Annotated in this window: 17 protein-coding genes; 7 read left to right on the top strand and 10 right to left on the bottom strand. The window is 65.1% G+C overall.

All coding sequences use genetic code 11. The annotated features are described in order from the left end of the window. Positions 1–157 precede the first annotated feature (157 nt). The 4 genes from H9638_RS14530 (at position 158) to H9638_RS14515 (ending at position 4006) form a co-directional block, all read left to right on the top strand. Positions 158–1459 carry a quaternary amine ABC transporter ATP-binding protein gene (locus H9638_RS14530; RefSeq protein WP_225217452.1) on the top strand — a complete coding sequence of 434 codons (1302 nt, stop codon included), beginning with the start codon at positions 158–160 and terminating at the stop codon, positions 1457–1459. Further along, positions 1456–2316 (top strand): ABC transporter permease, encoded by an 861-nt coding sequence (locus H9638_RS14525; protein WP_191748550.1) that lies wholly within the window; start codon positions 1456–1458, stop codon positions 2314–2316. The genes H9638_RS14530 and H9638_RS14525 overlap by 4 nt, the downstream gene beginning before the upstream one ends. A gap of 49 nt (positions 2317–2365) precedes the next feature. Continuing rightward, the gene (locus H9638_RS14520) at positions 2366–3262 is read left to right on the top strand and encodes a glycine betaine ABC transporter substrate-binding protein (RefSeq protein WP_191748548.1); all 897 of its coding nucleotides are present in this window, start codon (positions 2366–2368) and stop codon (positions 3260–3262) included. A 75-nt stretch (positions 3263–3337) separates the two neighbouring features. Continuing rightward, positions 3338–4006, top strand: a complete 669-nt coding sequence (locus tag H9638_RS14515; RefSeq protein ID WP_318241894.1) for a metal-dependent transcriptional regulator — start codon at positions 3338–3340, stop codon at positions 4004–4006. A gap of 55 nt (positions 4007–4061) precedes the next feature. Here the strand turns inward: H9638_RS14515 and H9638_RS14510 are convergent, their stop codons facing one another. Genes H9638_RS14510 through H9638_RS14495 form a run of 4 tightly spaced genes read right to left on the bottom strand, consistent with a single transcriptional unit; the run spans position 4062 to position 11097 of the window. Then, on the bottom strand, positions 4062–5051 hold the full coding sequence (locus tag H9638_RS14510) for a GNAT family N-acetyltransferase (RefSeq protein WP_225217451.1): 990 nt from the start codon (positions 5049–5051) through the stop codon (positions 4062–4064). 5 nt (positions 5052–5056) lie between these two features. Then, the gene (cydD, locus tag H9638_RS17110; RefSeq protein ID WP_191748544.1) at positions 5057–8464 is read right to left on the bottom strand and encodes a thiol reductant ABC exporter subunit CydD; all 3408 of its coding nucleotides are present in this window, start codon (positions 8462–8464) and stop codon (positions 5057–5059) included. Beyond that, positions 8461–9477: a cytochrome d ubiquinol oxidase subunit II gene (gene cydB / locus H9638_RS14500; RefSeq protein WP_191748542.1), complete on the bottom strand. Its 1017-nt coding sequence runs from the start codon at positions 9475–9477 to the stop codon at positions 8461–8463. Before cydB ends, cydD begins: the two co-directional genes overlap by 4 nt. A gap of 18 nt (positions 9478–9495) precedes the next feature. Then, complete coding sequence (locus tag H9638_RS14495; RefSeq protein WP_191748540.1) at positions 9496–11097, bottom strand: cytochrome ubiquinol oxidase subunit I; 1602 nt, start codon at positions 11095–11097, stop codon at positions 9496–9498. Positions 11098–11326: 229 nt separating this feature from the next. Here H9638_RS14495 and H9638_RS14490 point away from each other — a divergent pair, with 229 nt between their 5' ends. Continuing rightward, positions 11327–11698 carry a BlaI/MecI/CopY family transcriptional regulator gene (locus H9638_RS14490; RefSeq protein WP_191748538.1) on the top strand — a complete coding sequence of 124 codons (372 nt, stop codon included), beginning with the start codon at positions 11327–11329 and terminating at the stop codon, positions 11696–11698. Between the two features lie 21 nt (positions 11699–11719). Then, a complete protein-coding gene (locus tag H9638_RS14485; protein WP_191748536.1) occupies positions 11720–12685 on the top strand; it encodes a M56 family metallopeptidase in 966 nt (321 codons plus the stop codon). 32 nt (positions 12686–12717) lie between these two features. On the opposite strand, the gene H9638_RS14480 is transcribed toward H9638_RS14485, so the two are convergent. After that, positions 12718–14844 carry a DNA gyrase/topoisomerase IV subunit B gene (locus tag H9638_RS14480; RefSeq protein WP_191748534.1) on the bottom strand — a complete coding sequence of 709 codons (2127 nt, stop codon included), beginning with the start codon at positions 14842–14844 and terminating at the stop codon, positions 12718–12720. Between the two features lie 279 nt (positions 14845–15123). On the opposite strand from H9638_RS14480, the gene H9638_RS14475 reads away from it, so the two are divergent. Next, positions 15124–15345: a DUF7455 domain-containing protein gene (locus H9638_RS14475; RefSeq protein WP_191748532.1), complete on the top strand. Its 222-nt coding sequence runs from the start codon at positions 15124–15126 to the stop codon at positions 15343–15345. Positions 15346–15458: 113 nt separating this feature from the next. Here the strand turns inward: H9638_RS14475 and H9638_RS14470 are convergent, their stop codons facing one another. From H9638_RS14470 to H9638_RS14450, 5 genes are all read right to left on the bottom strand, one after another. After that, a complete protein-coding gene (locus H9638_RS14470; protein ID WP_191748530.1) occupies positions 15459–16187 on the bottom strand; it encodes an aspartate/glutamate racemase family protein in 729 nt (242 codons plus the stop codon). Further along, entirely contained in the window at positions 16177–17601 is a 1425-nt protein-coding gene (locus H9638_RS14465; RefSeq protein ID WP_191748528.1) for an MFS transporter, read from the bottom strand. Before H9638_RS14465 ends, H9638_RS14470 begins: the two co-directional genes overlap by 11 nt. A gap of 440 nt (positions 17602–18041) precedes the next feature. After that, on the bottom strand, positions 18042–19292 hold the full coding sequence (locus H9638_RS14460) for an RNA polymerase sigma factor (protein ID WP_318241893.1): 1251 nt from the start codon (positions 19290–19292) through the stop codon (positions 18042–18044). Positions 19293–19604: 312 nt separating this feature from the next. Beyond that, positions 19605–20828, bottom strand: coding sequence for a DUF4192 domain-containing protein (locus H9638_RS14455; RefSeq protein WP_191748526.1), 1224 nt, complete (start codon positions 20826–20828; stop codon positions 19605–19607). Between the two features lie 311 nt (positions 20829–21139). Continuing rightward, complete coding sequence (locus tag H9638_RS14450; RefSeq protein ID WP_191748524.1) at positions 21140–22498, bottom strand: MFS transporter; 1359 nt, start codon at positions 22496–22498, stop codon at positions 21140–21142. Between the last annotated feature and the right edge of the window lie 162 nt (positions 22499–22660).

Genomic DNA, 22660 nt, shown 5'->3' with positions numbered 1-22660 from the left:
ATTACGCCGGTAGCGAACTGATCATTGTTAGGGTTGCCAACGGCCTCTCCGGGTCCCTGCCACGCCGAATCCGGCCAGTGCAGGTTGCTGAGCACAGAACCAGAAACCCATGCGGGCTGGCATTTACGGTGCCGGCATGCATGGAAAGGGAACGATATTGAGTGAGAACGACACCATCCGGGACACCGTCCTGAAGGTGGAGAACGTCTACAAGGTCTTCGGCAAACGCCCCGCTGAAGCCGTCCGCAGGCTCAGGGACGGAGCCACCCGGTCCGAGGTTGCGGGCTTGGGGACGGCAGCGGTTATCAATGCCTCCTTTGAGGTCAAGGCGGGCGAAATTTTCGTGGTGATGGGGCTCTCCGGGTCTGGAAAGTCCACCCTCCTGCGCACCCTCAACGGGCTTCAGCCCGCAACGGCGGGTTCAGTCACCATCCAGGGCACGGACCTGTCAAAAATCTCCGACAGGGAGCTGCGCGCGGTACGCCAGCAGCAGGTCTCGATGGTCTTCCAGCACTTCGCGCTGTTTCCGCACCGCACCGTCCTGGAGAACGCTGCCTACGGGCTGGAAGTCCAGGGCATGGCAAAGCCCGAACGGCTCCAGGCCGCAGCCAAGGTGCTGGAACTGGTGGGCCTGGACAGCTGGGGCAGCCGCTACCCGTCGGAACTCTCCGGCGGCATGCAGCAGCGCGTCGGCCTGGCCCGGGCCCTGGCCTCCGAGACCGGGATCCTGCTGATGGATGAGGCGTTCTCCGCCCTGGATCCCCTGATCCGCCGGGAAATGCAGGAACAGCTGGTTTCCCTGCAGCAGGACCTCGGGAAGACCATCATCTTCATCACCCATGACCTGAATGAGGCCATGTTCCTCGGTGACCGGATCGCCGTGATGAAGGACGGCGAAATTGTCCAGATCGGCACCCCCGATGACATCCTGAGCCACCCGGCCAACGACTACGTGGCCCAGTTTGTGCAGGACGTTGACCGCACCCGGGTCCTGACCGCTGCCAGCGTCATGGAACCCGCCCGTTCCGTTGTGACCCTCACCGGCGGACCGCGGGGCGCGCTGCGCACCATGCGTGACCTGCAGACGTCAGCCGCGTTCGTCGTCGACCGCCGGCGCACCTTCCTCGGAACGGTCACCGACCGGGACGTGATGGCACTGGTTGAACAGCGCAGTCCGGACCTCGCTCCGGCGATCCGTCCCGGCAACCCGGTGGACGGCGAGACCGCATTGGCCCAGCTGTTCGGTATGGCCGTGGAGAGCCCGGTTCCGCTTGCCGTCATCGATGCCACGGGCAGGCTTGTTGGTGCTGTACCGCGCGTCACCCTGCTGGCCGCCCTGGGCAATGTCCCCTCCACCACCACGGACATTCCGGTGGTGGACGCCCCGCCGCCTCCGCTGCCCGAAAACCTCGTGACCGCAACCCTTGATTCCTCCGCCCGGGCAGGAGACCCCGCATGAATGGCTTCCGCATCCCCCTCGGCGAATGGATTGAGGTGGCCCTGGACTGGGTGACCGAGGTCTTCGGGCCGGTCTTTGACACCATCCGGACCGTCTTCCGCGGTGCCTACGACGGCCTCGAGTGGATTCTGCTGGCTCCTCCGTTCTGGGCGGTCCTGATCATCCTGGCCGGACTGGCCTGGCTGGCCCGCGGCTGGAAGCTGGGCATCGGAATGGCTGCCGGATTCGTGCTGATCTACGGTGTGGACCAGTGGGAAAACGCCATGGAAACGCTGGCCCTGGTGCTCGTCGCGAGTGTGGTTGCGGTGCTCATCGGCATTCCGCTGGGCATCCTGGCCGCCCGCTCCCGTGCGGCTTCCGCAGCGATCCGCCCGGTGCTCGACTTTATGCAGACCATGCCCGCAATGGTCTATCTGATTCCGGCACTGATTATCTTCCGGGTCGGCGTGGTGCCGGGCATCGTGGCGACCATCATCTTTGCCATGGCACCGGGAGTGCGCCTCACCGAACTCGGCATCCGCGGCGTCGACGCCGAAGTGGTGGAGGCCGGCGCGGCCTTCGGTTCCACACCCGGCCGGATCCTGCGCCAGATCCAGCTGCCCCTGGCCCTGCCCACCATCATGGCAGGCGTCAACCAGGTCATCATGCTCTCCCTGTCCATGGTGGTTATCGCCGGCATGGTCGGTGCCGGCGGGCTGGGACAGGACGTGGTGGCCAGCCTGACCCGGCTGGATCCGGCACTCGGCTTCGAAGCCGGCATCGCCGTCGTTCTCCTGGCCGTCTACCTGGACCGTCTGACCTCCAGCTTTGGCAGCCGCGTCGGAAAGCCCGTTCCGGCGGCCACCAGCGTCTCCTGACCTCAAACAGCCTGTGCATCCCTGCACAGCCGCGAAAGGAAAGAACCAAATGAAGAACCTCACTAAACTCGCCGCCGTCATGTCCGTGGCCGCCCTGGCCCTGGCCGGCTGCGGAGCCGACGCCGACGCCAGCTCCGGACTGGAAAACGGAGATAAGAAGGACCTCACGATCGGCGTCTTCAACGGCTGGGACGAGGGCATTGCCGCCTCGGAGCTGTGGAAGGCCGTGCTGGAGGACAAGGGCTACGACGTCGAACTCGAGTATGCCGATCCGGGGACGGTCTACGCCGGCCTGGCCAACGGTGACTATGACCTCTCCCTTGATACCTGGCTGCCGATTACCCACGCCACGTACCTGGAGCAGTACGGGGCAGACATGGTGGACCTGGGCACCTGGAACGAGGACGCCAAGCTGACGATTGCCGTCAACGAGGACGCCCCCATCGACTCGCTCGAGGAACTCGCTGCCAATGCGGATTTGTTCGGCAACCGGCTGGTGGGCATCGAGCCTGCCGCGGGCCTGACGGAAGCCACCACGAACGAAGTGATCCCCGGTTACGGCCTGGAGTCGATGGAGTACCTGACCTCCTCGACGCCGGCGATGCTGTCCGAGCTGAAGAGCGCTACGGCCAACGGTGAGAACATCGCCGTCACCCTGTGGCGTCCGCACTGGGCCTACGACGCCTTCCCGATCAAGGATCTTGAGGATCCCAAGGGCACCCTCGGCGACGCTGAGGGCATCCATTCCTTCGCGAGCAAGGACTTCGAGGCTGACTTCCCGGCCCTGGCCGGGTGGATCAGGGACTTCAGCATGGATTCCGAAACCCTGTTCTCTCTCGAGAACGCCATGTTCAACAGTGAAGACGGCGGCAAGGACTACTCAGCCGTGGTCAAGGCCTGGATGGAAGAGAACCAGGAGTTCGTGGACTCCCTCACCCAGGACTAACTGCCTCATCCACCGGCGGCGCCCGCTCCCCTTGCAATCCATGGGGGCGGGCGCCGCTGGCGTAAGGTGGGACGCGTGGGAAAGAAAGCACTGAGCACAGCCGGCGAGGATTACCTCAAAGTCATCTGGACCGCACAGGAATGGACGGATGAACCCGTCACCGTGTCCGCGCTCTCCGCCCACCTCGGTTTTTCCGCGTCCTCCGTTTCGGAAGCCGTCAAGAAGCTGGCCGCGCAGGGGTTCCTGGCCCACGCCCGCTACGGCTCAATCGCGCTGACCGCCGAGGGTGAACTGGCTGCGGTGAACATGGTCCGCAGGCACCGGCTGATCGAGACGTTTCTCGTGGAGTACCTGGGCTACGGCTGGGACGAGGTGCACGACGAAGCGGAGAACCTTGAACACGCGGTCTCCGACAAAATGGTGGAGGCCCTGGCCGTCCGGCTGGGCAACCCGGTGCGGGATCCGCACGGGGACCCGATTCCGGCCCGCGACGGAAGCCTGCCGCCCCTGGACGCAGCCCGGCTGAGTCAGAGCGAGACGGGCCGGCAGCTGCGGATTGCCCGGGTTTCGGACGACAGCCCTGAACTGCTGCGTTATCTGGGCGGTATGGGACTGGGACTCGATGCAGAGCTGAGCATCATCGAGCGCCAGGCTTACGCAGGTACCCTCACCCTGGAACGCAGCGGCGGCCGGGTGGAACTCGGCCTGCCGGCCGCTGAGGCCATCTGGGTGGTTCCCGCCTAGTCCCGGCTGCTTTTCAGCGTCACCGGCGTCACCGGCAGGTCAGGTAAGCGGCAGGTCAGGTAAGCGGCAGGTCGAAAGTGATCTGGCGGCTCACCGGCGTGTAGCCCAGCTGTTCATAGATCCGCAGTGCCCCGGAGGGGTTCTCCGTATCCACGCCAAGTCCGGCGTGTTCCATCCCGGACTCCCGGAACCGGCGCATCGCCTCGGAAAGCATGGCCGGTGCAAGCCTCATCCCGCGCCAGTCCCGCAGCACCCCCAGCAGCTCGGTATAGCCCTCGGTATAGCCGAAGATTTCCTTCGTCTCCGGGTCGAAGCTGGCCAGCTGGTACGCGGCTACGCCGCCCGAGGACTTTTCCACCACCGCAAAGCTCCAGTCAGCACGGAACTGCGGGTGGGTGACCGTGAACTTCCACGTCTGTGCGTCCCGGGGCTCACTGCCCCAGTGGTCCAGGAAAGCCTCGTTGTGCGCGAGCCGGAACCGTTCGGACAGTTCCTCCCGAAAGGTCACGAACTCCATTCCTTCCGGCAGCGGGACGGTGGGCAGATCCCCGGCCAGAGACCGGGTCATCTCCGTGAAGTACCGCACCACTTTGGCTCCAACGGAGGAAAGCAGTGCCACATGTGATGCGTTGTTCTCCTCGGCGAAACTGCGCAGCACTGCGCCCTTTTCCTTGCCGGTGATCCTATTCCGGGCGCGGGCCGCCTGCCAGCGGTAGACCGCTGTACCTATCCCGCGCCGGCGCCACTGCGGGTCAACCCCGCCAAAACCGAGGACCCGTCCGGAACCCGGATTGGCGGTCACGGAACCGAAGGCCCGGATTGTTCCTTTGCTGTCATGGCCGAGGAGCGTATCCAGTGCCGGGTCATCACTGGGACGGGCGAGGATGTGCTCCAGGTCCGCCCGGTCCTCCACCCAGCCTGGTTTGTCCGCTTCAGCCATCCGGCGGATCAGCGCGTACCAGCCGTCCAGGTCCTCCGGGGTGATGGGACGCCAGATCAAACCGGTCTGCGGCCCAGGGCGCTGCACGTTTTCCGGGACAGTCATGCGCTTTAGCGTACGGCAAGACTCCGCTGTGCTGAACCCAGTTCGAGCCGCCGGCTGCACCATGCCGCGTCAGCCGGGTTGTGCGTCACCACCACCACCGACTTGCCGCTCAGTCCGCTCCGCAGGTCTGCCATCAGCTGCTTTCCGGCAGCCGGGTCCAGGTGCGCGGTGGGTTCGTCCAGGAGCACGACGTCGGCTTCCGTCAGCAGTGCCCGCGCGACGGCAAGGCGCTGGCGCTGGCCGCCGGAGAGGAAGTGGCCTCCGTTGCCGATTCGAGTGTCCAGGCCGTCCTCCAGGCCGGCAATCAGCTGCCCGAGGCCAACGGCGTCGAGGACTTCCAGCATCTCGGCCGTGGACGGGGCCTTGCTGCGGTCCCGCGCCAGCAGGAGGTTCCCCCGCAGGGTCGAATCGAACAGGTGCGCCTCCTGCGGGCACCAGGCCATGCCGCGGCCCTCCCGCGGGAAGTCCGAGGCAGGTTCTCCGTCGATGAGGAAGGTGCCCCGCTGAGGCTCCAGGAAGCCAAGCAGCACCCCGAGCAGCGTGGATTTTCCGCTGCCGGATTCGCCGGTGACAGCCAGCCAGTCGCCGGGCTTCAGGACCAGGTCCACACCATCGAGCACATCGGCGGCGGCACCGGGATAGCGGTAGTGGATACCGTGCAGTTCAAGGCTTCCAGCCCGCCGGGGGGCTGTCCGACCGGAGTCCAACGCCGCCGCTTCTGCGGCTGATTGTCCGGCCTCCGGGGCCGTCCCCGGGTCCACCTCGCTGGAACCCAGGTCCGGAAGGACCTTGTCTCCGAGGATCCGCCAGGCACCGAGCTGCTGGATGGAACCGTTTACGGCGGCAAAGCACTCCAGCAGCGCCAGCTGCATCAGCACGATCACTGCGGCGACCGTTGCAGGCGCGTCCTGGGCAAGAGTCATGATCCACAGTGCGGATCCGGCGCAGGCCAAAGCTGTGACTGCATTGGCCAGGCCCTGGGCCCAGGCACTGCGGCGGACGGCATGCGCGGCGGCTGAATCGTAGCTTCGCTGACGCTCAAGCACCGGCCCTGAGCTGCTGTTCCCTTCCAGGTCCGGTGCGGCAGCCAGCAGCTTGGTCATTCCGGCCATGGCCCGTGACTGCAGTGTCACCGTCCGGGCACGGGCGGAGGCATCAGCCCAGTGGGCCAGCAGCGGCGAGCCCACCAGTCCGATCAGGCAGAGGCCGATCTGGACCCAGATGGCCTCGGGCACAAGGATCCAGGTCGCCGCGCACGCGGCGGCAGCGGTCACAAAGCCTGTCAGCGGCGCAAACACCACCCGGGGGGCGATATCGCGCAGTTCATCGACGTCGCCCACCAGCCGTTCCAGCGCTCCGCCGCCGCGGGACAGCCGGCGCCAGCCTTCGGGGCGGTTCAGGAGCCCGTTCCAGAGCCGGATGCGGATGGAGTTGGTGGCCCGGAACACGGCGTCGTGCAGGTGCAGGCGTTCGCGGTACCGCAGCACGGCGCGTCCGATTCCGAAGAACCTGACGCCGACGATCGCTGTCAGCAGGTAGAGGATGGGCGGCTGCTCGGAAGCCCTGACAATCAGCCATCCGGACAGGGCGCTCAAGGCAACGGCGAAGATGGTGGCGCCGGTGCCGTAGGCCAGCGCCTGCAGGAACCGGGGACTCCATGGACGAAGGATGAGCAGGTTTTTCCAGAGCGGCTGGCGCTTGATGCCCTGCGTGTCCGTGGCAGCGGGGCCGGCGGGTACCTGGGCCTCCTCCTGCCGCAGGGGGGCGGGGTCTGCTTCCCCGGCGGCCTGCCGGAGGACGCCGGCGGGGCTCACGCTGCCGGAGACGGAGATAACGGTGTCTGCAAGGGCCGCGGTTTCCGGATCGTGGGCTACGAGCAGGACTGTGCAGTGTCCCCGCAGGCGGGACAGGGCAGCACGGACTGCGGCAGCGCTGCGGGAGTCCAGGTGCGCGGTGGGCTCGTCGGCCAGCAGGACCCGGACACCGGAGCCGTTCTGGATGCGGGCGATGGCCCGGGCAACGGCAACCCGGCGCTGCTCGCCGGGGCTGAGGTCCCCGGACTGTGCCTCCAGCAGGTGCGCTGCGCCGATTTCAGCCAGCGCGCGGCGCGCGGCCCGGCGCCGCTCGCCCGGGTCGGCCAGTCCGGAGTACAGGCCAAGCTCCGCCTCGACGGTGTCCTCGACAAGTACGGGGTGCTGCGGGATCCAGGCGATGGCATCACGGTCGATTCCCTCTGCAGCTCCGGAGATTTCGGTCCCGGAACCGCTGCGGCGCAGGCCAGCCAGGATTTCCAGGACCGTGGTCTTTCCGCTGCCGCTGGGACCGGTCAGTGCGGCGATGCTTCCCTGGGGCACTGTGAACTCCAGGCCCTTGAGCACGGGTTCGGCACGACCGGGATAGCGGACGGTCAGTCCCCTGACACTTAGTCCGGGGCCGGCGGTGTGTCCGGTTCCGTTGGCTGAGCGGGAAAGCGGTTTGGCTGCGGGAGCATCCAAAACAGCATTGGTCCGCTTCAGGGCTTCCAGCCCGTCTTCGCTGGCGTGGTGCGCGGTTCCCAGGTCACGCAGCGGCTGGTAGCACTCCGGCGCCAGGATCAGTGCCAGGAGCCCCATTTCCAGCGGCATGTCTCCGTGAACCAGGCGGACGCCGATGAAGACGGCCACCACGGCCACGGAGATGGTCGCAATGAGTTCCAGCGCGAGGGAGGAGAGGAAAGCGACCCGCAGCGTTTCCAGGGTGGTCTTACGGTACCGGTCGGCGACGTCGCGGAGCGCACGGGTCTGTGCCTGGGCGCGGCCCAGACCGACCAGCACCGGAAGGCCCTTGGCCAGTTCCAGCATGTTGTCCGAGAGCCGGTTCAGCGCGTCGATGGCCTTGGCAGTCTTATCTCCGGTGTGCAGGCCGATCAGCACCATAAACACCGGTACCAGCGGAACGGTCAGCACAATCACGACGGCGCTGATCCAGTCGGCTGCCAGGATGCGCGCGCCCACCAGCAGCGGCACCACGGCACAGGTGACCAGCGCGGGCAGGTACTTGGCGTAATAGTTGTCCAGTCCGTCAAGGCCGCGGGTCAGGAGCACACTGAGCGAACCGCTGCCCATCCCGGGAACCGATCCACCGTCTTCCAATACGCGGTTGGTGAGTTGGCTGCGCAGTTCGTCCTTCACGCCCGCGGCGGCCCGCTGGGCCACAGTGTCCTGGGCCCACATGGCAAGGGAACGCAGCAGCGCGCCGGACACTCCGGTTGCTGCAACGTATCCCCAGTCCGGGCCGCCGCCGGCCAGCCCTGCAATGCCGGCGGCGATGCCGGTGGCAAGCAGGACCAGGCCTGCGGCCTTCACCGCCGCGAGCAGGCCCAGCAGGTAGAGGGCCCGGCGGCTGGTGGCGCTGACGGGAAGGACTGGTTTCACTGGGCGTTGACCTTATGGACGGCAGGGATGGAGTCAGCCGAAACGCGCTTGCGGAAAACCCAGTAGGTCCAGCCCTGGTAGAGCAGCACAATCGGCAGGCCGAACACGGACACCCAGGTCATGACCTGCAGGGTGTAGGGGCTGGAGGACGCGTTCTCGACGGTCAGGTTCCAGGCGGAATCCAGTGTGGACGGCAGCACCACGGGGTACATGGCCGCGAAAATCGAGACGGCTCCGGCCAGCAGGAACAGACCCAGGAAGGTGAAAGCCAGGCCTTCCTTGCCCAGGTGGGCCATGCGCCAGGCAATCACCACGGCAACAACAGCGATAATCAGCGGCACCAGCGAGAAGGCGTCCCCGTTGAGGACCTGCACGCCGACGGCCCAGGCAGCCAGCGGCAGGATACCCAGCGGAAGCCAGCGGACCAGGGCGCGGCGGGCGCGGGCGCGGATTTCGCCGTCGGTCTTGAGCATGAGGAAGGCGCAGGCATGGATCAGGCTGAAACCGACCACGGCGAGCCCGCCAACGACGGCCCAGGGGGTGAGCCAGGCGAAGGCTCCACCCACGCGGTCCCCGTTTTCATTCAGCGGCAGGCCCGTGGAAGTCAGGGCCAGGGCGGCGCCGACGCCGAAGGCGCTGACAAACGAACCCAGCGACATGGCCCAGTCCCAGCGGCTCCGCCAGCGGTCTGAATCGTGCTTGCCGCGGTATTCGATGGACACGGCGCGGAAAATCAGTCCCAGCAGCACCAGTACCAGCGGCACGTAGAGAGCCGAGAACAGGGCTGCGTACCAGAAGGGGAAGGCCGCGAACGTCATGGCACCGGCGGTAATCAGCCACACCTCGTTTCCGTCCCAGACGGGGCCGATGGTGTTCAGCAGCACGCGGCGGTCGCGTTCATTGCGGGCAAAGAGCTTCATGAGCATGCCCACGCCCAGGTCGAAGCCTTCCAGGAAGAGATAGCCGACCCACAGGAAGGCGATAACGATGAACCAGATTGTTGGAAGCGTCATTTTCGGTCTCCGGTGGCGCTAGTAGGCGAAATCAAGGACGTCGTCGGACTTCCGTCCGCCTGGTTTGTCCGGAGTATCCTCCGAATCCGGACCGTCGCCGGAATCGCCGGCGTGGACCAGCTCAGGCATCGCTGAGGGAACCCCGCCCCGCACGTATTTGAAGAGCAGTTTCACCTCCACGACCAGCAGGGCCAGGTAGACCACCGTGAAGGAGATGACGGAAAACAGCAGCTCGGCCCGGCTCACTCCCGGCGAGACTGCCGCGGCGGTGAACATAAAGACATTGTCGATACCCGTGAAGCTGGGGTTGGGCACAACGACGAACGGCTGTCGGCCCATTTCGGTGAAGATCCAGCCGGCGCTGTTGGCGCCGAACGGAGCCAGGATGCCGAACACGGCCAGGCGCATCAGCCACTTGGACTGCGGAACCGTGCCCTTGCGGGTGACCCAGAGGGCGACGGCGGCGGCGGCAGCAGCGATGGCGCCGAAGCCGATCATGATCCGGAAGCCCCAGTACGTCACGGACATCACGGGGAGATAGTTGATTTCGGCACCGGCCTGCTCCCCGTACATCGGATCGTCCGGCAGGTGGGTGCCGTACTTCTCCTGGTACTCCGGAATGAGGGTGTTGACGCCGTCGACCTCGGTCTCAAAGTCGCCGTTGGCCAGGAAGGACAGCAGGCCGGGGACCTCGATCAGGGTCTTGACATCCTCGCAGTTCTGCGCGCCGACATCGCCGACGGACAGGACGGAGAAGGAGGTGCCGTTGTGGCAGGCAGCTTCGGCTGCCGCCATCTTCATGGGCTGCTGTTCGAACATCAGTTTGGCCTGCAGGTCGCCGGTGATCGCTGTGCCGGCAAAGGCAACGAGGGCGACGGCGGCACCAACCCGCAGCGCCTTGATCCACACGGCGTAGTCCGTCTTGTCACGCCCGATGGCAGCGTTTTCGCCCACGACCACGCGGCCGTTTTCATCGACAGTGTCGATGCCGTCGCGGCGCCGCTTCCACAGGTGGTACCAGGAGATTCCCAGCAGGAAGCCGCCGGCGACGGCAAAGGCGCCGGTGATGGTGTGCGGGAAGGCAACCAGCAGCGTGTTGTTGGTCAGGACTGCCCAGATATCGGTCATGACGGCACGGCCGTCGACCAGTTCAACTCCGACCGGGTGCTGCATCCAGGAGTTGGCAGCCAGGATGAAGTAGGCGGACAGGGCCGAGGCCCCGGTGGCCAGCCAGATCGTGGCCAGATGCAGTTTCTTCGGGAGCCTTTGCCACCCAAAGATCCACAGCCCAAGGAACACGGACTCGGTGAAGAAGGCGAGCAGGGACTCCAGCGCCAGCGGCGCGCCAAAGACGTCGCCGACGAACCGGCTGTACTCGCTCCAGGCCATGCCGAACTGGAATTCCTGCACCAGCCCGGTGGCTACACCCATGATGAAGTTGATGAGGAAGAGCTTCCCCCAGAACTTGGTAAGGCGGAGGTATTCTTCCTTGCCGGTGCGTACCCAGGCGGTCTGCAGCGAGGCTACAACCAGCCCGAGCCCGATGGTCAGTGGAACCATCAGGAAGTGATAGACGGTTGTGATGCCGAATTGCCAGCGGGCAATCTCCAGTGCTTCCACGTGAGGAATCCTTCAGTTGAGGCAAGTTCTACAACGAGTAGAAAAGTTTCTTCTACAGATCGTAGAACACTTTGGAGACTTATTTCTACAAGACGTAGAGACTAGTCCTAAAAGCCGGTATTGTTAACCCTCTCGTCACAACTATTTGGGTCTGGCTTCGGCGGATATCCAGCCCGGGGACGCCCCCGGCGGGGACCCAACGAAAGACCGAATGAAGAAGGAACGGAATATGGCGACTCTCGGAGAGCTTGAACGGGCGATGATGGACCTGCTGTGGGAGTCCCCCGAGGCTGCCACCGCCAATGAGCTGAGGGAACAGCTCGCGCAGAACGACGCCGGGCGCGCCGAAGCCAAAGGCCTCGCTGTCACCACTGTGCTTACAGTCCTGTCCCGGCTCGAGAAGAAGGGCCTGGTGGCGCGCGAACGCGACATCCGCCCGCACCGCTACCGCGCTGTGACTTCCCGGGCGGAGCACACCGCCGAACTGATGCACGAGGTTCTGGGGTCAGCCAATGACCGCGAGGCGGTTCTCGCCCGGTTCGTTGGCTCCGTCTCTGCTACCGAAGCCGAGACCCTGCGCAAGCTGCTGGAAGGCGCCTAGTCCGGCGGGACAGCGCGCCATATGTTCTGGGCTTCCTACTTCCTTGCCGGGCTGGCGATAATCCTTGCCTGGCCTGTGCCCGTGGTGCTTTCGCGCGCCAAATGGCCGGCGCGCTCCCCCTTTACGGCGATGATGCTGTGGCAGGCAATCGCCCTTGCCGGCGGCCTGTCAATGATCGGCGCGATGCTGACGTGGGGCCTTGAACCCATAGGCGAAAATCTCGCGCAGGGCATCGCCGCCCTCTGGGACATCCTGATCCAGCGCCGGCCGGCCGAGACCCTCGGCCTGGTCCATGTTTTCGCCATCAGCGCAGCACTGCTGCTCTCGGCCCACCTGGTCTTTACGCTGCTGCTGACGTTTTACCGCATCCAGACCGCGCGGCGCCGCCACCGGGACATGCTCAACCTGCTCAGCTCGCCTTCCCAGGACGCACCCGCAACCCTGGTCATCCAGCATCCCTCGCCGGTGGCGTACTGCCTTCCGGGTGGAGCGCAGTCCGTGACAGTGCTGTCCGATGGGCTGATGGACATCCTCACCGAGTCGGAGTTGTCCGCGGTCATGACGCATGAGAAGGCTCACCTGAGCCAGCGCCACCACCTGCTGCTGTGGGCCTTTGCCGCCTGGCGGGCCGCACTTCCGTGGCTGCCGACATCCCAGCTGGCCCAGCGGTCCGTCAACGAGCTGATCGAAATGCTGGCCGACGACGAAGCACTGAAGAAGGTGGACCGCCAGACCCTCATCCGGGCCGTAGCCATCGTGGGATCGGGATCCGGGGCTGAATCCCCCGCCAGCATCCCGGCAGTCAGCACCGCCGCGGTCGCCGGCGGCGGCAGCACGGAGACCGTGGGCATGGCCGGGCGGCTGAGCCGGTTGCTCACACCGCAGCCGCCGCTCGCACAATGGGCGAGCCTGCTCATCCGGGCGTGCTCCGTGCTGCTCCTGGCGGTGCCTACCGTGCTCCTGTTCGCACCCGGCCTGATTCACTAGGCTCACATCTGCGCTGGGGCAGGCTCCAGCCCCTAGGCGTCGATCCGGTCCCGGTCCAGCATGGCAGCCCCCGCAATGATGAAGTCCTTGCGCGGAGCTACATCGCTGCCCATGAGCAGTTCGAAGGTGGCTTCGTCCACGTGCTGGTTAGCTTCGGCTGCCTCGCTAAGACGGATCCGGCGCAGCGTACGGTGGCGCGGATCCATGGTGGTCTCGGCAAGCTGATCTGCGTCCATTTCGCCCAGCCCCTTATAGCGCTGGATTGGTTCCTTGTAGCGCTTGCCTTCCTTCTCCAGCCGGGAAAGCAGCTGGTGCAGCTCCTTCTCGCTGTAGGTGTAGACCATCTCGTTGGCTTTTGAGCCATGGTTGATGACCTCTACCCGGTGCAGGGGCGGAACAGCAGCATAAACACGGCCGTCTTCAACCAGCGGGCGCATGTACCGGAAAAACAGCGTGAGGAGCAGGGTACGGATGTGGGCTCCGTCGACGTCGGCGTCGGTCATGAAAATCACCTTGCCGTAGCGGCGCGCATCGAGCTGGAAACTGCGTCCCGAGCCCGCGCCGACCACCTGGATCAAGGCCGCGCATTCGGCGTTGGAGAGCATGTCCGCCACGGAGGCCTTCTGCACGTTGAGGATCTTGCCGCGGATTGGCAGCAGCGCCTGGTAATCCGAGGAGCGGGCCATCTTGGCTGTACCCAGCGCCGAGTCACCTTCCACGATGAACAGTTCCGAACGCTCCGGGTCATCGATGCGGCAGTCGGCCAGCTTGACCGGCATGGAGGAAGTCTCCAGCGCGTTCTTGCGGCGCTGGGTCTCCTTGTGCACGCGGGCGGAGATGCGGGACTTCATTTCCGAGACGACTTTTTCCAGCAGCTGGGCTGCCTGGGCCTTGTCTCCGCGGGCCGTGGAATTCAGCCGGGCCGTGATTTCCTTTTCAACAACTTTGGACACGATGGCCCGGACGGCAGAGGTACCCAGGATCTCCTTGGTCTGGCCCTCGAACTGCGGTTCGGCCAGCCGGACGGTGAGAACTGCGGTGAGGCCCGCAAAAACGTCGTCCTTCTCGATCTTGTCGCTGCCCGCCTTGAGTTTGCGTGCGTTGGCCTCGATGACCTTACGGAAGGTTTTGAGCAGTGCCTGCTCGAAGCCGGCCTGGTGTGTACCGCCCTTCGGCGTGGCGATGATGTTGACGAAGCTGCGCACGTTGGTTTCGTAGCCAATCCCCCAGCGCAGGGCAATGTCCACCTCACAGTCGCGTTCCAGTTCGGTAATCTGGCTGTGCCCGCGCTCGTCGAGCACCGGAACCGATTCCTTGAACTTGCCGGTGCCGTGCAGCCGCCAGATGTCAGTGACCGGGGCATCCGCAGCGAGGAAGTCGACAAACTCGGAGATGCCGCCGTCGTGGTGGAAAACCTCTTCGACAGGACCGTCCGCACCCGGTGTACCGGGAAGCCGGCGTTCGTCGCGCAGGGTAATACGCAGGCCCGGCACCAGGAAGGACGTCTGGCGGGCGCGTGCCTCCAGCTCCGGGTAGGAGAATTTAGCGTCCGGGGTAAAGATCTGTCGGTCGGCCCAGTACCGGATCCGGGTGCCGGTCACTCCGCGCTTGGCCTTTCCGACCACTTCCAGTTTGGAACTCTCAAGGAAGGGCGTGAACTTCGCGTCCGGGGACGGCTTGGAGCCGGTGTCAGCGAAAACTCCCGGCTCTCCGCGGCGGAACGTCATCTGATACGTCTTGCCTGCCCGGTCCACCTGGACATCAAGCCGGGAAGAGAGGGCATTGACCACTGATGCGCCGACGCCGTGCAGGCCGCCGGAGGCGGCGTAGGAGCCGCCGCCGAATTTGCCGCCGGCATGGAGCTTGGTGAACACGACCTCGACGCCGGAGAGCCCGGTCTTGGGTTCGATGTCCACCGGGATGCCGCGGCCGTCGTCGTGGATTTCCACGGAGTTGTCCGCGTGCAGGATGATCCGGATGCTCTGGCCGTGGCCTGCCAGGGCCTCGTCCACGGAGTTGTCGATGATCTCCCAAAGGCAGTGCATCAGCCCGCGGGAGTCGGTGGAGCCGATGTACATGCCGGGCCGCTTACGCACGGCTTCCAGGCCCTCGAGCACGGAAAGGTGTCGGGCGTTGTACTCAGTATCCAGGGGAACCACTTGTGCTGAACTCCTCGGGCCGGGGTGCGGCCTGTTGTACGGCGGATAGCCTTGCGGCTGGGCAGCCGGCGGGAACCGGCCTCTATCTAGGTTAATGCCCGGCGGTGACTCCGGCTGCCAGCGACTCAGCCGCCCCGCCGTTTCCCCGCGGTCACCCCGCCCTGCCGGGTGCGTGCGGCATCCCGATTCCTACGCGCAGAGCGAAAGCCGCGGCCTGTTGGAAAGGCTTTTGGCGCAAAGGTGGTTATATGAAGTATCAACACCCTTAAGGAGGCACTCATGACAGCAGCAGTTGCTACCCGTCATCTCAATACGCTGGACCGCTGTGACCGCTGCGGTGCACAGGCATACGTTCGTGCGGTACTCGAATCCTCCGGTGGGGAACTGCTCTTCTGCGCTCATCATGCCCGGGCGGTAGAGGCCAACCTTCGGCCCCTGACGTCCGAGTGGCAGGATGAAAGCGCACGTCTGCACCAGAAGGCCGGCGCTTCGGAAGAGTAATTCCGCACCGGCATTTCCAGACTTGGCGAAGGCCCCTCCTTTGGGAGGGGCCTTCGTTTTGCCCGGATGGCCGTTCGACCCGGCTATTCATTCTGCCCGGTTCTTTGCGCTCACTACCGGGAGAGGTACCCCTGAGCCGCATCGGCGCCGGGAGCAACGTCCTGCAGAACCTGCGCGCAGGCGCTCGGCACCGGCTCGACGATACGGGCCATCCCGGTCCGGCTCAGCCGGCGTGCCGTTTCGCTGAGCGGTCCGCCGGCGATGATGACCGACTCCGCGCCGTCGTCCTGGCTGGCCTCCCGAACTGCTTCTGCGAGTTCAAGGAACTGCCGTTCGGGGTCGGCGGCCAGGACCAAGGGGGCTGATTCGGTAAGCCTGACGCCGGTAAACCACTGGCCGCAGCCATGTTCCTCCACCAGAGCTGCCAGGGAGCCTGCCAGCAGCGGAGTGCTGGTGGCCATGCCAAAACTGCGGCCTGCTCCGCAGGCTGACAGGATGGACGCCTGGCCGATTCCGATGACCGGAATCTCCAGCGCTTCCTGCAGTGCCTGCCTGCCAGGGTCGCCAATGGCAGCGACAACCACGGCCCTGACATTCTGCGCGTCAGTACCCTGCAGGTAACCGAAGACAGCATCCTGCACGTGGTGTGCCGATTCTGCCAGGGAGTCCGGATCGAGGATCATCTGCGGCCCGGCAGCGGCAGTCAGGCCTACCACTTCTAATCCCCTGGGCCGAAGGATGTCCGCGGCAATACCTGCCATCAGGTTCGTCGTCGCCTGATTCGTGTTCGGATTGACCAGGAGCACCTTGGCCCCACCGGGGGTGACAGGCCTAGTGCCCATAGATGGCTCCTTCTTCTTCATCAGTGTCCTCTTCCAGCGGCTGCCCGAACGTCTCAGGCGGGAACTGGACAACGATGGCAAGAACGATGAACAGACACGCCAGGGCCGTAAACATACCCATCAGTCCGGCAGCATCAAAAATGATGCCGGAGATGAGGGGGAACAGCCCGCCGGAGAGTGAGCCGGCTGCCAGGATGATGGACGTACCGAATCCACGCGTTCGGGTTGGGTACAGCTCCGGGGCAAACAGCCAGATTGTCGTGTTGAGGATAATAACCGCAAAGTTAAAGAGGACACCGAAGAGAACGACGAAGACGATGTCTGATGCGAGGAAGGCCATGGAGAGCCCTGCTGCGCAACCGAGAACCGCCGCACCGGTAAGGACCTTTTTGCGGGGAAGACGGCTGGCCATGAAGGCTGCGGCGCAGGCACCCACAAGCGACCCGGACTGCATGATGAGGGTGAACCAGAGGCTGGTGTTCACCTCATAGCCGCGGGAAACCAGAATGGTGGGCATGAGGGTAAGCATGGAAATCTGAGCGGCATAAGACATGCACACCGCGATGCACATAAGCACAGTCCGCCTCAGCAGGCGCCCCCTCAGTGCATCTTTCCAGTGTCCCTTGGACTCGGTGACAGCAGGGCCCGGAAGTGCGGTGATGTAGGTATCCGGATCGTCGATCCGACCGGCAAGTTTGTTCCGCGCCAGCCGGGTGATGACGAGGTTTGCTTCGTCGAGCCGCCCCTGGGAGGCAAGGAACCGGGGAGTTTCCGGAACATACCGCCGGAAGAACATCACCAGGAGGGCTGGGATGAAGAGCAGTCCGAACACCCACCGCCACTTATCGGGACCGTCGAAGAGAGTAAAGACGAGGATGCCGAAGGCTGGAGCCAGCATGTTGCCAAGCCCCGCGGCGGTCACGTTGATCAGGCCGACGGCGGTTCCGCGGTGCTTTGCTGCGAAGAACTCGGCCATCATGATCACGGCGACGGCAATTTCGCCGCCCAGGCCAAACCCGACAATGAAGCGGCCGGCAGCAAGAACGGGGTAGTTCGGCGCTATGGCACACAACAGCGATCCGCCGGCGAAGATAATCAGGTTGATCATCAGCATGTTCCGGCGGCCGTACTTATCCATGATCAGGCCGGTTGCCAGGCGCCCGAGCGCTGTGGCCGTGAAGGTCATGGTGTTCAGGAACCCAATGTCGCCCGCACCCAGCCCCCAGGACTCCCGCAGGACGGGGCCGGTGATTCCCACAGCGTTCTGTTCCAGGGCATCGAAGAACACACCCAGAAGAATCATCACCACGATCTGGCGGTGTGCCCCGGTAACGCCGATGCGCTGATACGCGCCTTCAATCTGATGGCCGAGGCTGGTCTTCGAACTCCCAGCTTCTGCGACTCTCTCTTCCAATGAATGCTCCTTTGAGCTCATCAGCCGGGCACTCACCATTGAGTACACAAAGTCGGCTTTCCACATTGTGGATATTCCTTATCACTGAGAGGAATATGTGAGCTAAGTTACATTAGAGCCGGGAGGGGTTCAATGGTTCAGGAGAATCCTTCGCCAGTAAGACGCAGCACCAATAGGACTCCACACCAGTAAGGCGCAGCACCAGTCAGACTCAGCACCATTCAGGCTCAGCACCAGTCAGACTCAGCACCGTCATGTGGTGGCCCTGACTTCGATGCCGTGAGCCTGGGACTTCCAGCAGGGCCCGGGGGGGCGTCCGGACAAAGGGCGAGGGCCTGAGCCCGGTGCAATACCGTTCTCAGACCCTCGCGGCCGTCTATTTAGCTGTGGTGCTTAGCTGTGGTGCATCCTGCTGCCCCGCATTGCGGTTGTGGCCTGGATTAGTCCAGGTAGTCGCGCAGAACCTGTGAACGCGACGGGTGGCGCAGCTTCGACATGGTCTTGGATTCGATCTGGCGGATACGCTCGCGGGTTACGCCGTAAACCTTGCCGATCTCATCCAGCGTCTTGGGCTGGCCGTCGGTGAGGCCGAAACGCATGGCCACAACACCGGCTTCACGTTCGGACAGCGTGTCCAGCACGGAGTGCAGCTGTTCCTGCAGCAGCGTAAAGCTCACTGCATCAGCCGGCACCACGGCTTCGGAGTCTTCGATCAGGTCACCGAACTCCGAGTCACCGTCCTCGCCAAGCGGGGTGTGCAGCGAAATCGGCTCACGGCCGTACTTCTGAACCTCGACGACCTTTTCAGGGGTCATATCCAGTTCCAGGGCCAGCTCCTCGGGAGCCGGTTCGCGGCCAAGGTCCTGCAGCATCTGGCGCTGCACGCGGGCAAGCTTGTTGATGACCTCGACCATGTGCACCGGAATACGGATCGTACGTGCCTGGTCAGCCATGGCACGGGTGATCGCCTGCCGGATCCACCAGGTGGCGTAGGTGGAGAACTTGAAGCCCTTGGTGTAGTCGAACTTCTCAACGGCGCGGATCAGGCCCAGGTTGCCTTCCTGGATCAGGTCCAGGAACAGCATGCCGCGGCCGGTGTAGCGCTTGGCCAGGGAAACGACGAGCCGCAGGTTTGCTTCAAGCAGGTGGTTCTTGGCGCGCTTGCCGTCGTGGATGATCTGCTGAAGATCCCGCTTCAGCTTGGGATCCATGTCCGGATCCGCTGCGATCTTCTCTTCGGCGTACAGGCCTGCCTCGATACGCAGTGCCAGATCGACTTCCTGCTCTGCATTAAGCAGTGCAACCTTGCCGATCTGCTTCAGGTAGTCCTTAACGGGGTCTGCCGTGGCGCCGGCGGACACCACCTGCTGGGCGGGAGCGTCGTCGTCGTCAGCGTCGGAGTAGACGAATCCGGATCCGGTGGGCGCAGCCTCAGGGGCATCAGCCGCGTCGGTGTCCACATCGGCGGGATCAACCTCAACCTCATCAGACTGCGCGTCGGCGTCCTCGGCTGCCTTCTTCGCTGCCGCGGTCTTGGCGGCAGCGGACTTGGCCGGGGCCTTGCGGGTGGCCGGCTTGCGGGCTGGTTTGGCGGCCGTCTTGGTGCCTGCGGCAGAGGCCGCCTCGGCAACCTCGGGTGCGGCAGTCACAGTGTCAGTCTCTTTGACAGCAGTTGTCTTTCTCGCGGACACAGAAAACCTTTCAATACGGCGGGCTGCGGCGCCACCATGGGGGCAACACCACTATGACCCTGTCAAGTCCGTGCTAAAAACCAAATGGTCGGTGCGCGGGGTGCTTTCTATGAAAACGCACCGCGCCCGGTTCCTTATTCCCTCTGTTTTGTCAACGGAAGGTGCGGAACGACACTTGATACACGAACCCAACCGGGTCTCGGTTCCCATTGTCGCATGTTTTCGGTCAACCACCAGCACAATGCCCCGGCTGGAGGACACCGTGTCTGCGGGCCTCAGCCCTCCGCCCAACGCGCGGATCCTGCCTTCCTCCTAGCCTGCACCACCGCCCCGCCACGCCGTCTGCGGAGACAGTGACCATTCGGGCAGTTCTCCCCTCATCAGGAGGGCCTGAAGCAGCTGGGCCAGCCGGTAGCCCGGAGTGACCCGCAGCGCTCCGGAAAAGCAGAGACTTGCCCGGGAACTTCGCCCGCGGGCCCATTCCAGCCAGCCGAGCAGCGTCAGCACCGCAGCGGCCGATTCGCCGGACGCGGATTGCAGCAGGGAGGTGAGGGCCTCATGCGCGCGGTCCATACTGTCCCAGTCGGGAACTCGGCTCCCCCGCCCGATCAGCATGCTGCGGAAGACCGTGCCGGCTTCCAAAGACCCGTCCCGCGGCTGGCCCGGACCTTCCCCGTCTGGGCCTTCCTCTCCCGCATCTTCCCCGCGTGCAGCCTGCCCTTCGGCACCAAGCCAATACCGGGAACCAGCTACGGCCGCGGGCAGGTCTATCGCAGCCAGTACCAGCACGGCATCCCTGATGGGTTTGGATTCCAGGCTCGCCAGGAGCAGGCCGTCGTCCCGGGGGCTGCGGTGCCCCTTAAGACAGTCGTTCCAGGCCTCCAGCGTCCGGATGAAATGCCCGGGCTGCGTCCATCTGCCGGCTAGACGCCGCCGGCTGGCCGCCTGGCTCCGGGCTGTAGCGGGATCGGGCGGGCTGCTGCCGGGCAGGCCTGCACCGGCCAGCTCCACAGCAGCCTGCAGCGATGACGAGTAGGCGCTTCCCCGGAAGACGAGTTCAGCGTTGAGCCTGCTCCCCGCGATCTCCTCAAGGGGGAAACCCGGCCAGGGACAGCATTCATGGGACGAGCAGAAGAAATCCCGCCAGTGCCCGTTTCCGGAGAGCCAGCCATCGCGCAGCTCCAGACCCTGCCCTGCCAGGCCCTGCCTGAGGCGGTTTACCAATCCGCTGCGCGGCGGAGGGCATCCGGCGGCCCAGGGCTCCTGCGTGTAGATGACCATGAGCACTCCGTCGGCCTGGACGTCGCCGCTCAGGAGGCTGCAGATCCGGGCGGAGTAGTCTGCTTCGAAGCCCTCCTCCGCCCGCTGCCCACCCTCCTCCTCGCGGGAACCGCTGCTGCGGCCGGGGAGGTCCAGCCGCAGCGTGGCCCCGAGCCTGCGGCCGTGGAGCGTCATGAGGACCAGCGATTCCTCCGGCACGAAGCCGAGGCAGTGCGGCACGAATGCCAGGATGTCCTGCGGTGATCCGGCGCTCAATCCGGCATTGCCCCCGCCCTGTTCGAAGGCCGCAGGCTCCGCGTCTGACCCGCGGGGCCTGCCAGGAACATTGTCGGGCTCAGGACAGCCGGGAGCCGGGTGGGTGCCGGTACGGTCTGGCGCATCATCCGGAGCAGGAGCAGCCGGCGTGCCTGCCGCGTGATCTGGCGCTGTGCCTGCCAAGGGGTTGCCGGGGCTGTGGGATTCGTTCATCCGGCCAGCCTGCCCGCCGGATGACAAAAGCGGGCGGCGGGCCGCCGCGGCTGTGGACACGGATGCGGCCCTGAGACCGCGGACCAGGGTGTGGAGGACTACTCCCCGGTATGTGTCTGCTGTCCCGTGCCGCCCCGGCCTTGGCGTTCATCCCGGCGGCGCCGTCGTTCGCGTGCAAGAGCTTCCCGAAGCGGCGGCAGCCGCAGCCCTTCACCGGCCATCCGGGCACGAACGATCCTGCGGCTGCGCAGGATCCCGCCGATGCCCAGGCCCATCACGGCGAACTGGACCGCAAGGGCTATCCGGAAGGACGTAAGGCTGTACAGGTCACCGTTGGAGAATCCACCCGAATAGAGCAGATCCAGCACCAGGCCGATCAGGTACATCGCTATCAGGGACGCCAGGAACCCGCCGATGTTCACGATTCCCGTTGCCGTTCCAAGCCGGCTGCTGGGATTGAAGGTCCGGGCGAAATCGAACCCGATCATGGATCCCGGCCCGCCAACGGCGAGCATTGCCACCAGCACCGCCAGCAGCCAGACCGGCGCCGGCCCCGGCCAGAGCATCACGGCCAGCCAGGCCGCGGCCATGGCCCCGGCGATTAGCAGGACCATGGTGGACCGGCGCATCGGGTGCCGGCCTACCCAGGTGCCCAGCCACGGTCCGCAGAGAATTGCGACGGCAACAAACAGTGTCATGAGGATCGAGGCGGTGGCCGGAGAAACCTCTTCGCCGCTGACCAGGTAGGGATAGCCCCACATCAGCACGAAGACCGTGCCGGGGAACTGAATGGTGAAGTGTGTCCAGAGGCCCAGCCGGGTGCCGGGATGCCGCCAGGCTGCGGCGAGCGAGGAACCGCTTTCCTGGGCGGCGGCAGCGGGTGGCCGGGAGCTGCCGGGATAATTGCGGATCAGTGCGGCCGCAAGGACCAGGGCCAGCACCGAGAGCGCCGCGGCGCTGACGAAAGCGGTGTTCCAGCCAAAACTGCGCAGCACGAAGGCGAAGGGAATGGCGCTGGCGATCTGCCCGAGCTGCCCGATAATTCCGGTCCACTGCGTCAGAATGGGAACTCTCGCTGCGGGGAACCAGGCCGGCAGCAGCCGGAGCACCGAGATAAAGGTCAATGCATCTCCGGCCCCGACCAGTGAGCGGCCGGCAATTCCGCCGGCGACGGAGTCCGCCACCGCCAGTTGGAACTGGCCGGCACACATCAGTGCAGCCCCAGCTGCAATCAGCAGCCGCGGACCAAAGCGGTCCACCAGCATGCCGACTGGAATCTGCAGTCCTGCATAGACCAGCAGCTGTACGACCGTGAAAACTGACAGCACCGATGCGGTTGCGGAGAACCGCTCAGTGGCCTCCACCCCTGCGACACCAAACGTGGTGCGCTGGGTGACGGCCACCATGTACGCGAAAACACCGGCACCCCATACCAGCCAGGCCCCCTTGTGCTTCATACTGCCCTCCCCGCAGCGTTGCGCGGGCTACCCGGCCGGGGGCGACCCCGCTCCCCCGGAACGTCCGGGATCTTCGTCCCTGCCGGGAAGCGCAGTGGGGCCATTCGGTTCAACGGTGTCCTCGTCCTTCTTTACCTGCTGCGGATCGGGCTCCTCCGCGGA

This window comes from Arthrobacter pullicola (assembly GCF_014836875.1).
Classification (GTDB): domain Bacteria; phylum Actinomycetota; class Actinomycetes; order Actinomycetales; family Micrococcaceae; genus Arthrobacter_B; species Arthrobacter_B pullicola.
The sequence above is the reverse complement of the archived record's forward strand: the minus strand, read 5'-3'. Positions and strand labels throughout refer to the sequence as shown.